At 46.1% G+C, this 13,521-nt stretch carries 12 protein-coding genes; 4 read left to right on the top strand and 8 right to left on the bottom strand.

The window, feature by feature from the left end; genetic code table 11:
• Genes ACODJP_RS08690 through rsxC form a run of 6 tightly spaced genes read right to left on the bottom strand, consistent with a single transcriptional unit; the run spans window position 1 to window position 5,001 of the window.
• On the bottom strand, window positions 1-798 hold the full coding sequence (locus tag ACODJP_RS08690) for an RnfABCDGE type electron transport complex subunit B (RefSeq protein WP_422480569.1): 798 nt from the start codon (window positions 796-798) through the stop codon (window positions 1-3).
• Between the two features lie 6 nt (window positions 799-804).
• The gene (gene rsxA / locus ACODJP_RS08685) at window positions 805-1,395 is read right to left on the bottom strand and encodes an electron transport complex subunit RsxA (RefSeq protein WP_422480567.1); all 591 of its coding nucleotides are present in this window, start codon (window positions 1,393-1,395) and stop codon (window positions 805-807) included.
• A 6-nt stretch (window positions 1,396-1,401) separates the two neighbouring features.
• Entirely contained in the window at window positions 1,402-2,031 is a 630-nt protein-coding gene (gene rsxE / locus ACODJP_RS08680; RefSeq protein WP_422480565.1) for an electron transport complex subunit RsxE, read from the bottom strand.
• On the bottom strand, window positions 2,031-2,588 hold the full coding sequence (locus ACODJP_RS08675; RefSeq protein ID WP_422480563.1) for an FMN-binding protein: 558 nt from the start codon (window positions 2,586-2,588) through the stop codon (window positions 2,031-2,033). The genes rsxE and ACODJP_RS08675 overlap by 1 nt, the downstream gene beginning before the upstream one ends.
• The gene (locus ACODJP_RS08670) at window positions 2,585-3,691 is read right to left on the bottom strand and encodes an RnfABCDGE type electron transport complex subunit D (RefSeq protein ID WP_422480561.1); all 1,107 of its coding nucleotides are present in this window, start codon (window positions 3,689-3,691) and stop codon (window positions 2,585-2,587) included. The genes ACODJP_RS08675 and ACODJP_RS08670 overlap by 4 nt, the downstream gene beginning before the upstream one ends.
• Window positions 3,691-5,001 (bottom strand): electron transport complex subunit RsxC, encoded by a 1,311-nt coding sequence (gene rsxC, locus ACODJP_RS08665; protein ID WP_422480559.1) that lies wholly within the window; start codon window positions 4,999-5,001, stop codon window positions 3,691-3,693. The genes ACODJP_RS08670 and rsxC overlap by 1 nt, the downstream gene beginning before the upstream one ends.
• A 117-nt stretch (window positions 5,002-5,118) precedes the next feature.
• Between rsxC and ACODJP_RS08660 the strand changes: the two genes are divergently transcribed.
• Window positions 5,119-5,979, top strand: coding sequence for a hypothetical protein (locus ACODJP_RS08660; RefSeq protein WP_422480557.1), 861 nt, complete (start codon window positions 5,119-5,121; stop codon window positions 5,977-5,979).
• A gap of 85 nt (window positions 5,980-6,064) precedes the next feature.
• On the opposite strand, the gene ACODJP_RS08655 is transcribed toward ACODJP_RS08660, so the two are convergent.
• Window positions 6,065-7,318: a poly(A) polymerase gene (locus ACODJP_RS08655; protein ID WP_422480555.1), complete on the bottom strand. Its 1,254-nt coding sequence runs from the start codon at window positions 7,316-7,318 to the stop codon at window positions 6,065-6,067.
• Window positions 7,319-7,418: 100 nt separating this feature from the next.
• Between ACODJP_RS08655 and hisS the strand changes: the two genes are divergently transcribed.
• Window positions 7,419-8,723 (top strand): histidine--tRNA ligase, encoded by a 1,305-nt coding sequence (hisS, locus tag ACODJP_RS08650; protein ID WP_422480553.1) that lies wholly within the window; start codon window positions 7,419-7,421, stop codon window positions 8,721-8,723.
• A 12-nt stretch (window positions 8,724-8,735) separates the two neighbouring features.
• Window positions 8,736-11,231 (top strand): helicase-related protein, encoded by a 2,496-nt coding sequence (locus ACODJP_RS08645; protein WP_422480551.1) that lies wholly within the window; start codon window positions 8,736-8,738, stop codon window positions 11,229-11,231.
• On the opposite strand, the gene ACODJP_RS08640 is transcribed toward ACODJP_RS08645, so the two are convergent.
• Window positions 11,228-12,265, bottom strand: coding sequence for a 3-dehydroquinate synthase (locus tag ACODJP_RS08640; protein ID WP_422480549.1), 1,038 nt, complete (start codon window positions 12,263-12,265; stop codon window positions 11,228-11,230). The two genes, ACODJP_RS08645 and ACODJP_RS08640, sit on opposite strands and share 4 nt — an antisense overlap.
• 79 nt (window positions 12,266-12,344) lie before the next feature.
• On the opposite strand from ACODJP_RS08640, the gene ACODJP_RS08635 reads away from it, so the two are divergent.
• Window positions 12,345-13,520: a cysteine desulfurase family protein gene (locus ACODJP_RS08635; RefSeq protein ID WP_422480547.1), complete on the top strand. Its 1,176-nt coding sequence runs from the start codon at window positions 12,345-12,347 to the stop codon at window positions 13,518-13,520.
• Window position 13,521 lies beyond the last annotated feature (1 nt).

The raw sequence follows: 13,521 nt of genomic DNA, 5'->3' as shown, positions 1-13,521 counted from the left end.
TTATTTTGCTTCCACTATACACTTCGTGGGACATGCCGCAGCAGCCTCGGCGATCTGGGTCATCGGCTTGCTATAATCGATTTCAGAAAGGAAATCGGTAACCGTACATCCCGAATCCGGAAATTTCTTCTCACAAATCTTACAAGCGATACATCCCACCTCACAAATTTTTCGGACGACTGGACCCTTGTCATGGCTGTTGCAAGCTATTGCATGAGATCCTCGTGCAGGAATCATCCTAATTACTTTTGTGGGACAGACCAGTGTACACTTACGACAACCGATACACGCATCTGGATCAACAGTCACATTACCTTTTTCATCACGATAGATAGCATTGGTAGGACAGACACGTATACAGGAACCGAGATGATGACAACCATATTTGCACGTACTCTCCCCTTGAAAAAGCATATGTGCAGCTGTACATTCCTCTATACCCTCATACTGGTAATCACGCTTTGTCACTTCATGATTACCTCTACAGTGGACAAAAGCAACCATCCGCTCTTGGGTAGATTCAGCGGCAACCCCAAGAATCTTTGCAACAAGTGCTGTAGTCTTGGCTCCTCCGGGAGAACAGAGTCCATTCTCGGCCTTACCGGCCGAAAGAGCTCCTGCGTATCCCGAACATCCAGGAAAACCACAAGCTCCACAGTTGGCTCCTGGAAGAATGGCTAGAATCTCCTCTGCCCGTTCATCTTTCTTTACAGCGAATTTCTTCGCAGCGACAGCCAAGCCCATACCGAGCAAAAGACCGAGAGCTGCGATTATCAGAAAAGCAAACAAAATATTCATACACTATTACCCCAGAAGATTTGTCAAAAGCGATTTATCGAATGCCATGAAGGCTAGAGCCATGAGACCACCGGAAATAAACGCTATAGGAACGCCTTTAAATGATCTCCTGACCGGATGAAGATCCATCCTCTCCCGAATATTGCTCATCAGAACCAATACAAGCGTAAAACCGATACCGGCAGCAATACCTGCGGTAAAGCTCTCCATCAGATTATATCCCTCTGTAATATTCATGACAGCTATACCCAAAACGGCACAGTTAGTGGTGATCAAAGGGAGGAAGATTCCCAATGCCTGGTATAAGGCTGGCGAATTCTTCTGGATAATCATCTCAACGAACTGGACCAAAGAAGCGATAACCAAGATGAAGGAGAGTGTCTGTAAATACTCCAACTGCAAGGGAATTAACAATAGATTGTAAACCAACCAGGTGATGATCGATGCGATTCCCATAACAAAAGTGACTGCCATTCCCATACCAATCGCAGATTCGCTGTTTTTCGACACACCAATGAAGGGGCAAAGACCCAAAAATTGGGTAAGGATGAAGTTATTGATAAATATGTAGGTTATAAACAATGCAACATATGCCATGGCCGATTACCTCCTTTTCCTATTCGCGGTCCATTCGAAAAACGCCTTCAGGTATCCCATGAGCAACAGGGCTCCTGCTGCTAATGAGAAGATACGTACCGGGTACGTATATAACAGGGGAATCTCAATGACTCCATCGAAACCACCGATTGCCATAAGTGTGATGGTACCGGATCCGAACACCTCCCTGATGAATGCAATTAAGGTCACAGCGAGGGTAAACCCAACTCCCATACCGATAGCATCCAAAAAGGAATCCATTACCGTATTTTTGTTCGCGAATGCCTCTGCTCTCCCCAGAATTATGCAATTGACCACAATAAGAGGTAAGAAGATACCGAGCGACTTATAGATCGCTGGAGCGAACGCATGCATGAACATCTCAACTATCGTCACGAATGCAGCGATGATAACTATGTAAGAAGGGATTCTGACACTATTGGGAATTACATTTTTTAGAAGAGACACGAAAATGTTTGAGAACACCAATACAAATATTACCGCAGCACCCATTCCGAGGCCATTTATTACCTGTGTGGTGACTCCGAGTGTCGGGCAGAGTCCCAGCATCAGAATGAATACCGGATTCTCTTTGAACATACCTCTGGTCAAGACCAATTTCCTTTCTCCTGTCATTATTCGCCTCCCAAAGTCTTTACGTAATCCGAGCCATAGGAAATGGTCTTTGCCACTCCAGTGAAGGTAACGGTAGAGCCACTGATACTATCTGCATCGGCTTTATCCAGAGCATCCTTCTTTGTTGGTACTGGCGAGGAACCACCTGTGCCTTGAAACTTCTCCATATAGGAGGGAACTTCAGCTTTCTTTCCGAGACCGGGAGTTTCGGCATTCGCAAGAAGTCTCGCATCAATGACAGACCCTCCAGTATCATAACTGGCCATGATTACCATCTCTCCACCGTAGCCAGAGCCCACAAGTTGGAGAATATAACCGGCAACAGAATCATCTTCACCAAGAAGCCGATATACTTCCCGTATAGAATCATCCCCCGTATCTGTAGTATTATCTCCCAATTCAAAACCACCCGATACTTCGACCAATGCGTTCTGAACTACCTGTAGTTCATAGGCTGCAATCTTTGGGGCGGTAAATTCATTTACCATTGCCAAAGCAGTCGCTGCAATTGCTGCGATGAGCGAAAGTGTAATGCCAACACGTGCGAACTGTCTCATGCTTTCGCCTCCTTCTTCTTTGGTTCTTTAATTATCTCTCCAAATCGCTTGGGCAAAATATACCTTTCAATGGTAGGAACGAAGATATTCATAAGGATAATTGCAAGGGATACCGCTTCGGGTAGGGATCCAAAATACCTGAACAGGAATGTAAAGAATCCAATTCCCGTACCAAAGATTACCATACCCTTGCTTGTTGTGGGGCTTGTGACCATATCGGTAGCCATGAAGAAGGCTCCCAAAATCATACCACCACTGAACAACTGAAGAACGAAATCACCTTGAAAAAGCCCGAGACCATTCCTGAATCCACCAAAAATCCATGCGAATAGACTGAATGTGACAAGGAATGAGACAGGTGTCTGCCAGGTAATAATTTTCTTAATGAACAAATAGACAGCTCCAAGAATCAGAAGGAAAGCCGATACCTCTCCAATACACCCAGCCATGTTTCCGAAGAAGGCATCTATAGTGTAGGGAGAGAGTCCGATTCCGAGCGTATTTTGGAACCATGAGCTTACAGAAGCTGCGAACTGGGTGAATGGATAGCCATTCTCAGCCAGTACGCCAGCACTGGTGAGTCCAGAAACCGTCCCTTCACCAATCGAAAGTTTCATCTCTGTTAGCATGGTTGCAGAACCCAAAGAGTCTATTTGACCGAGTGTCTTCGGCATGCGATAGGTATTCATCAATCCCGTGAAGGAAAAGAATACGAATACCCGTCCGGCGAGTGCCGGGTTGATCCAGTTGGATCCAAGACCGCCGAATGTCCACTTCACAACGAAAATGGCAAACGCCGAAGCTATCACGGGAACCGCGAAAGCCGCATCGGCAGGCATATTCATTCCTACAAGCAAGCCTGTCAGGAATGCTGAACCATCTGCAATAGTAGACTCTTTGCTGAGTCTATTGAGAAGGTATTCCACCAATACCGCTGATGCGATCGACACCAGTACGATAGCCAATGCGCGAAGTCCAAATACATAGACACCCCACAAAGTCGCAGGAGTCAGCGCGATCGAGACATCCCACATGATCGAGGCAGTGCTCGATGGTGCATGCAAATGTGGTGAAGATGAAACTATTGTTTTCGGTATGTCCATTATTTCCTCCCCAAACGTTTTCCGAGTTTCATACCATGAACCAGCGGCAAGTGCGCAGGGCAGGAGTAGGAACAACAACCACATTCCTTACAATCCATTAAATTCATGGCCATAGCCTCAGCATACATACGGTTGTCGATAAGTCGGTACAATTTGGTCGGTTGCAACCCCATGGGGCATGCGGCGACACAGCGTCCACAAGATATGCAAGGAGAGACGGGAGTCTTTTGAGAAGGCCCGTTATCCAAGGCAAGGATACCACTTGTCCCCTTGATTACAGGAATCTGGTCATCATAGAAAGCAAAACCCATCATGGGACCGCCAGAAATAAACTTGTCCGGATCATGGTCCAGTCCACCTGCGAAGGCAATAAGATCGGCTACCTTCGCTCCTAGCGGAGCGCGTAGGTTACGTTTGGTCGACATGGCTTCACCGCTCACTGTGACCACGCGGTCTATAAGTGGTTTCCTCAGCACGATCGCCTCATAGATCGCAAATGCAGTTCCGACATTCAATACTACTGCGCCAACATCGAGGGGGAGCTTCCCAGAAGGGATCTCACGATTAATAGTAGCCTTCAGCAACTGCTTCTCATCACCTTGCGGGTATTTGACTTTCAATGGCATGACCGTTATGGGGTATCCATTCGCAGCTACCACATCCTTAAGTGCCTTGATAGCATCCTTTTTATTATTCTCCACACCGATGATGATCTTTTTCGGGTTTGTCATCTTCGCTACAAGCATGATGCCCCGCAAAACCATATCGGTCTGTTCAAGCATAAGCCGGTGGTCAGCGGTCAGATATGGTTCACATTCCACCCCATTTACCACCAAGGCTTCAACAGATTTGCCCTTCGGAACCATCAACTTCACGTGGGTTGGGAAGGTGGCTCCACCAGTTCCGACAACCCCCATGTCCTTTACGATATCGAGCATCTCTTTTACGGATAGCTGATCGTAAGGCTGCACTTCCCATTCCTTGAGAGGATTCTCTTCATCTGGGGTGATGACGAAGGCATCTGTGATGACACTGTTGGCCAATGTGATCTTTCTGATATCGGTAATGGTTCCATTGACCGGGGAATGGATATCGGCTGAAATAAAGCTAGATGCTTCTCCGATTTTTTCTCCTACCGCGACAGTATCGCCTTTTTGTTTCAACGGAGATGCCGGTGCTCCCAAATGTTGTGAGAGAGGAACGATGAGTTCCGCTGGCATCGGCAATCGTTCAATCGCCTGTCCGTTGCTCAATACCTTCTTATCGTCTGGATGCACACCACCCTTGCTGAACGTCGGTATTCTCTCCATGCCGTGTTACTCCTTTATGTCAAAGACACGATAAAACCTCTCCCCTCGAGAGGGGATTTGTAAGCTTATTGTTCAAACGTCTTCATATATTACAGGAAAAACTGTATAACAGTAAATATGAACCGCATATTCCGTTATGCTTTTTGGAAATTAAAAGGGGTAAAAGTCTATGCTCTGGTCGGAAGAAGCGGCACAGGCAAGAGTTTCCGCTCCAAATTGGTTGCAGAAAAGCATAATATCGATTTGATTATTGATGATGGACTACTCATCCGAGGCGACCGCATAATCGCAGGTCGCTCGGCTAAACGCGAACAGAACTTTCTTACAGCGGTCCGCACCGCCTTGTTTGATGAAGACGATCATCAACGTGAAACCATGACCGCCTTGCAAAAAGAGAAATACCACCGATTGCTGATAATCGGGACCTCGGAAAAAATGGTTCATAAGATTGCGGCAAGACTGAAATTGCCAGAGCCGGAACGAATTTTCCGCATAGAGGATATCGCCTCAAAAGAAGAGATCGAGATGGCTATGCGCATCAGATTCTCCGAAGGTAAACATGTTATCCCAGTGCCAACTATTGAGATAACCCGAAACTATCCCCAAATTGTCTATGATTCAATGCGTGTATTCTTCAAGAATAAGACCAAACTCCCTTGGATGAAACAGCGAGCGTATGAAAAGACCATCGTCAGACCCGAATTCAGCAAGTATGGGAAAATTACGATGAGCGAAGCTGCCCTCACCCAGATGGTGATACACTGTTTAGATGAATTCGACAATATGATAAAGGTAAAGAAGGTAGGGATGAAAATCGAGCCTGAAGGGTACAACCTTACGGTGAAGCTCCGCGTCCCCATGAAACACCAGATATCCACGACATTAGCAGAATTGCAGGAATATATAGCCGATTCCTTAGAAAAGTATGGCGGAATATTCGTCGCTGGTGTAAATATTGAAATTGAAGAATGGGCATAGAGGTTCGAAATATTCCAAATCTTTACTTGCTTTCTTTCCTATCTCTGCTCCAAGCTCATCGAAAGGTTTTCGATATTCGAGCACACTAGTGGTCCGTCCCATCGCCTCCGGCTTTCCGCTTGGGACGCCTTTTTCGTTTCTGTGTAGTACTACCGCCCTTGTTCTGGTTTGATCCACCCGATTGCGATTTTCTCGATCTCTTGGAACCATCTCCTTTTCTCGGCTGTCTTGTCTTAAATCCCATCGTTCCCGGCTGTCTCATGGGTCTTCTCGCCTTTAGGCAATTTTTTGGGACAATAATATCGGTCTCAGCTAAAAGGAGTACAGTAGCCTTCTCAACGTCGTAGTTAGGAGGTGTCATCGGACTTATTAGAGTCTTGACCTGGTTAAACATCTCTTTGAATGCATCTTCAGGAAGCATCTCCGGTGGTGCATGGTTTACGATAGGTCTGAGCAATGCGGCCAACATCTCGCCTTTTATACCATCATCTGCGAGATCATCCGTTTCTTTCATTTTACGAACTTTTTCATCCAAGCTAGCTAGCGATGCGAAAACCAGTGGCAACTGGCTAAACACACTAACACAGGGTAATAGGTAGACCAATAGTTTGTGGCGATGCAGTTCTGAGATAATCTGTGCCGAATCACCCGAAGAGAGGATCTTAGAGACTTCTTCAGTCAGACGGGAACTGGAGACACGTGCTAACTCCGCTCCATTTCTTTTCATAGCCCTTCTCACATCAAATTGGAGGGAAAAACCCGTAGTGACCGAATATTTAATCGCTCGTATCATCCGTACAGGATCTTCAATAAAACTGGTAGATAATGGTAATACCGATCTGATCTTCTTCCGCTTGATATCCTGCATCGACTTGTTGAAATCCAGCATCTGCCCATCGGTTGGATCGTAATATAAGGCATTTATCGTGAAATCACGACGTTTTGCATCTTGTTCAACTGTTCCATAGATGGAGGAACCATCTTCACTACCATCTTCACCAGAGCGAAACGTGGAGACCTCTAGAATTTTATCCTTGAACACCAAATGGACCAACTTGAAGCGCTTGCCTATTATCCTTGCATTCCAGAAGATCTTTTGGACTTGTCGGGGAGAGGCCGATGTAGCGATGTCGAAATCTTTGGGTTTCCTTCCAAGCAGGAGATCCCTTACTGCTCCACCAACCACATATGCTTCGGCTCCGGACTGCTTCAGTTTCCGTACAGCCCATACAGCATCGAGATCTATGCCCTTTGAATCGATTCCATGTTCGTTCGCTCGATAAACCTCGGCGACAGGAACATTTGCACCATCCTTATCTTTCTTATAGCGTATCAGCATCAATAGTGTTCCATTCCGGCTTATTGCAGTTTCCAAAGGATTTGTTTACACTATATGGTGTATACCATCTCAACCAAAAATGCAACAGGAGCTGTTTCGCATGATCCACCCAAAAGTATTGAAAGGCTTCAGGGATTCGATGCCTTCCCAGGAAATTATCAGAAAACAAGTTATAGCTACATTGGAACATGATTTCTCCCTCCATGGTTTCGTACCCATCGATACCCCAGTCTTGGAATATACTGAGGTCCTTCTCGGCAAGGGTGGCGGAGAGACTGATAAGCAGATATTCCATTTTGCTGACAATGGTGGTCGTGATGTCGCTCTCAGATTCGATCTAACCGTCCCATTCGCACGCTACATGGCTGCCCATACAAATGAAATCCCTCTCCCCTTCAAGCGTTTTCATATCGCTAAAGTCTGGCGTGGTGAAAATCCTCAGAAAGGACGGTTTAGGGAATTCTTCCAATGTGATTTCGATATAGTAGGTATAGATTCCCCCTATGCGGATAGTGAAATCCTGGGAATGATGCACAGTGCTCTTTCGGCTCTCGGACTCCAGCGGTTCTCCATAAAAGTTGCCCATAGAGGATTGTTCAACGCATTCCTCACGCACATCGGATGTATAGAACATTCTGTGGAAATCCTGCGGACTGTGGACAAGCTTCGAAAGATTGGTGAAGATGCGGTACTAGAGCAGCTTCAAATGTTGGTGGGTGATAGTTCACTTGCTCGAAAAATCCTCGATTATATCACTACCGATCCTTCCGGATCTCCAAAGGAAACTCTTGCCAAACTCAGTGCCCTCGCTGGCAATGAGACTGAACATACCGAGAGGATGAACACGATTTTCTTTGTCCTGGAAGAGTTGGGGATAGCCGATAGATTTTCCATTGACCCATCGATTACGCGGGGTTTGGACTATTATACCGGTGTCGTCTACGAGACGTTCCTAGATGATCTACCGGAGATCGGATCCATCTGCTCAGGCGGACGGTATAACGATCTAGCTACACTCTACACGAAAGAGCATCTTCCCGGTGTAGGCTCTTCCATTGGTTTGGACCGGCTCTTGGCGGCATTGGAAGAGTTGGGTAGCCCCTTGTTACAGGACATTGCATCCAGCGATGTCATCATTCTAAATCAGGACGAACATCTTCGTCCCCACTACCAAGTCTTTGCCGCTAGATTGCGAAATGCCGGTGTACGCTGCGATACCTATCTCGCACAAAAGAAACTGGTCGCCCAGTTCAAATATGCACAGCAGAACCATATCCCTTTTGCTATCCTGTTCACAGAAGAGGATATTCAGAGCGGAAGTTGTACACTTAGGCATCTGGACAGCAGGAAGGATTTTCCAGGTTTGACTGTAGAGCAGGTAGTAAAGCAGATAAAAAGGAAATAACCATTGCTCACCATGAAACATCTTCCGGTGTACCAGCATCGGCAAGAAATCTTGGATGCCCTTGATAAAAATCAGGTCATCGTCGTAGAAAGCCCCACTGGTTCGGGAAAGACCACTCAGATCCCCCTTATTCTCCATGAGGCCGGTTATACGAACCAGGGTATTGTAGGAGTTACTCAACCAAGACGGATTGCGACCCTATCTGTCTCGGAATTCATTACCAAGCAACTGGATGCCAAAGAAGGCTATGTCGGGTACAAGATGCGATTCAGCGATTCGACTGAACGTAATACGCGCATCAAGGTGATGACCGATGGAATTCTACTCATGGAACTCAAAGCAGATCCATTGTTGTCATCCTATTCGGTCATGCTCGTTGACGAAGCTCATGAGAGAAGCCTGAATATTGATTTTGTCCTCGGCTTGTTAAAACGGGTACTTCAAGAACGCCCGGATTTCAAGGTCATCGTTTCTTCAGCAACTATCAATACCAAAATTTTCAGCGATTTTTTCGACAAAGCCCCTATCATCAGTATAGATGCCAGGATTCATCCCGTAGACATCAGATACAAGCCCTTGAAAAATCCCAATGATCAGGAGGAGATGTTTGATCTCATCGTTTCCACAGTCTTCAACCATATTAAAGAATCCGAAGGGGATGTATTGATCTTCCTTCCTGGTGAATTCGATATCAAGACTTGTATGCAACATCTTCTGAAAAGCTCGTTCAGCAAGAGATTGATGGTATTACCGCTTTTTGGTCGACTCTCAAAAGAGGAACAAGAACGGGTATTCGTGCCTACAGGACAGGGGAAGACTAAAGTTGTCATTGCAACCAATATTGCCGAAACAAGTGTTACCATAGATGGAATCACCCTAGTGATCGACTCTGGAATTGCAAAAATAAATTATTACAATCAAAAGAATTTCACATCCTCCTTGATCAGCTTACCCATTAGCCGTAGCTCCTGTGAACAAAGGGCTGGAAGAGCGGGAAGGACAGCTCCCGGAGTTTGTGTGAGGCTCTATTCGAAAATCGATTTTTCCTCACGCCAGCAATTCGGATTGGAGGAGATTCTCCGGACCGATCTCTCTGAGGTAGTACTCAGAATGAGTGAACTCGGTATCTACGATTACGAATATTTCCCATTTATCACAAGACCCAAGACTAGTGCCATCGCCAGCGCAGAGAAAACCTTGAAATTCATTGAAGCCATAGATTTGGATCGAAGGCTTACGAAAATTGGGGAACACATGGTACGATTCCCCCTCCTGCCGCGACACGCTCGTGTGATTGTCGAGGCTATGCTCCACTACCCTTCGGTATTGGAAGAGGTGATTATTGCGATCTCGTTCCTATCCTCAAAAACACCATTCATCCTACCTCCAGGAATGGAAGACGAAGCACGCAAAGCTCATCAATCGTTCAATTCTGAAGAGGGCGACTTTATATCATATCTAGATATCTATCGCCATGTTAGAGCGTTACCATCCAATGATGCCCGTGAAGCATGGTGCAAGAAAAAATTTTTGGACTTCCCCTCCATGCAGGAAATACACCATATCGTTGAACAACTTTCCCAAATAGTAGGCGATTTTGGAATTCCGATTGGCCATGGTGGCTCTACGAAAGACTATCTTTGCTGTCTGGCTGCCGGCTTGCTCCAATATGTGTGTATAAAGTCTAAACGAAATATGTATAAAAGCCTTACCACTGACCAAATCTATATCCACCCCGGTTCGGCATGGTTCAAAGAGATGCCCCAGTTCCTTCTTGCTGGAGAAATCGTACAAACAAGCAGGATGTATGCCCGAACTGTCTCACCATTGAGAAAAGAGTGGCTCGATACCATCTCTCCCGGACTACGCCAGAGACTTATCGGTATGCGTTCCGATCAAGGAGAGCCATCAGGAAAGCGGGACAAATTTGAGCGCAGGGATACTAGTACCCGTTCCAGTAGGGAGAGCGTTTCGGTTTTCAAGAGAGAATATCCTCTAGTTAGTGCCCCAAAGGGGAAACGTAGGATAGCGATTATTCCCTTGCAGGATCTTTCCTACCTGGCAATCGCGAACAAAGGTTCTTCCCGACAGCCAAAAAACTTCCCCGCTGCATTGGAATTCCAAGGCCAGTATATCCATTATGGCGATAAGTTCTTCTCTATCTTGGATCTTAATGGAAAAATCGAGCCAGAGAAGGGAATTCTAGAGTCTCCACCTTCCGGAGTCTTCACCGCAGCCGATCCTCGTCCGCTAATAGACAATCTGGAGTGGATACTTGCACTTTGCCGTCTCCCGAAAAAGAATCGTCAATTGGGATTCATCCAGTTCAATGCACAAGGAAATGGTATGTATCGATTCAGTAGCACTCGTAGCGGATTTGAAGCCTTAGATTCTTCCCTGTATGCCTTAGGGCAATTGGTCGATGAGATCGATGGAAAAGCCCACCAACAAGAATTACGTTTGGCAAAAAAGCTCTTTGAGAAGTATTTGCGATTATTCGATATCTAGGAAATTATCGTTTGTATAAGATCGTGAGGTACCGGTTGCGTAATAGGCAAACCCTGCCCTTCCATGAGCACGAAGCGGATTTGTGATTGTCTTCTCTTCTTATCACTAGCCAGAGCTTGTATAAAAGCATTGGTATCAGTTATCTGAAGATCGGTATGAAATCCATAGTCGGAGAAAAGAGCAGTGTAAGTATCTGAGAACGATCTGGGAGTAATCTCCAACTGTAGCCCCGTCTCCAGAGCTTTTACGACGCCCCAAGCTACTGCCTCACCATGTGACCATCTACTCATATTGCCGATAGACTCAAGAGCGTGTGCGAATGTATGACCAAGATTCAATGCATCACGAATTCCCAACTTTTCGGTTGGATCTCGTTCGATATAGGAACGTTTCACCTCTAGTGAATTCCAGATCATATTTTCCATGGTTTTCCTATCACGATCCAAGAGAGAGATTCGATTCTTCTGCAAAAAATCCTTGAGTTCCGTAGTGCTTGCCAATAGGGAATGTTTGAGCACCTCCCCCAACCCATTCTTAAACTCTGCGTCAGGTAGCGTTTGTAGGGCATCCGCAAAGAGAAAGATATCATCGGCAGGATAAAACGTTCCCACCAAATTCTTAGCACCCAGCAAATCGATAGCAGTCTTACCTCCCAACGATGCATCGACCATCGCCAACAGCGTTGTCGGTACAAGACTCACCGAACATCCTCTCATGTAGATAGATGCGGCGAATGCTGTCATATCACAAATTACACCCCCGCCGACTGCTATGAATCGACTATCTCTCGCAAGGGAGTTGCGCAAAGCCTCTGTGATAATGGCCTCGATACTTTCCCATCTTTTAGCCAGCTCTCCACAGGGAAGCTCGATACAGGCGACTCCTTTGGGAACATACTTACGGGTATTGGTATCGCATACCCAAAGCACACCGGTGTCTCGGTCCCCATAGTACCCGATAATTTCTTCTACCGATTCTATTGCATGAACATGAGAGACTCTATCTCCCAATACGCAGGAATTGAGCTTTTGCATACTCTTGTTATACTCCGAAACAAAAACGTCGACAAGGCAAGTTATTGCAAAAGCTCCCGTTTTAGCCCATGATGCCTCTATGAATCCATACTATTTTGATTGGGCTGCAACATCACCAATGAGTGAACGATCGATCCAAGCCTATACCGATACCGTACGAAGCTACCGCGGCAATCCGTCAGCTCTCCATAAGGAGGGAGTAGAGGCTGCCAAATTCCTAGCACAAGAACGCAAAAAAAGTGCATCGTTGTTGAAGGTCTCATCGAAACAAATCGTCTATACATCAGGCGCCACTGAAAGCAATAGTATCGTATTGCAGTCCTTGCTTTGGCGAAGAAGTCCCGGAAGGATCATCATTAGCGCAATAGAACACGACAGTATTCTCCAGTATCGCAGATTGCTTGAGAACAAGGGTTTCGAAGTTATACTCCTCAAAGCTCCAAAAGGGTATGTAGACCCTGAAGCATTGGCTCAAGTATTGGATAACAAGACTCAGATGGTCTGTATCATGCAGGTGAACAATGTCCTTGGGACAGTACAGGATATCCCATCCATTGCGAAAACTATCCGGGCTTTCGAGCAGACAACCGGACGATCAATCCATATACATTGTGATGCAGTGCAAGCAGTCGGGAAAATTCCGTTCGATCTTTCTTCTCTCGATATCGATTCGGCTTCATTTAGTGCTCATAAATTCCAGGGTCCCAAAGGTACCGGTATCCTATATCTTAAATCCGGAAATCTTGAACCTCTTTCCAGAGGGGGTAATCAGGAAAACGGTTACCGAGCTGGGACCGAGAATATTGGAGCGATAGCGGCCATGAATACCGCATTGGCCGATTCTATTGCAGCGATTGATACCACATACGCTCATGCACTTACCTTGCGCACCCATTTGGAATCGAATCTTCTGAAGCATGGAGATAGGTTTTCACTGTTGAGCCCAAGCACTACGTGCGGTCTTCCATTCGCCCCTTCTATCTTATCGGTGGCGGTAAAGGGAATCCCTTCAGAAGTATTCACCCGCGTAATGTATGATCGCGGATTTTGTATCTCCAGTGGCTCAGCGTGTTCCAATAATGCACCAAAGAAGGGTGAGGGAATATTGGCAGGTGCATCAATTACTCCCGAGGATGCGGCGTCTGCGATCCGTATCTCATTTGGTCCAGATACGCAAATTACCCAGATAGATGAACTTTCCGCTACATTAGTGCGGCAGGCAGCATTGATGGGATCTTTAATAAGGAAGAGATGAC

Origin of the sequence: Pleomorphochaeta sp. DL1XJH-081 (genome assembly GCF_049310885.1) — a bacterium.
GTDB lineage: Bacteria > Spirochaetota > Spirochaetia > Sphaerochaetales > Sphaerochaetaceae > CAYZJV01.
This window is presented reverse-complemented; position numbering and strand designations above follow the sequence as displayed.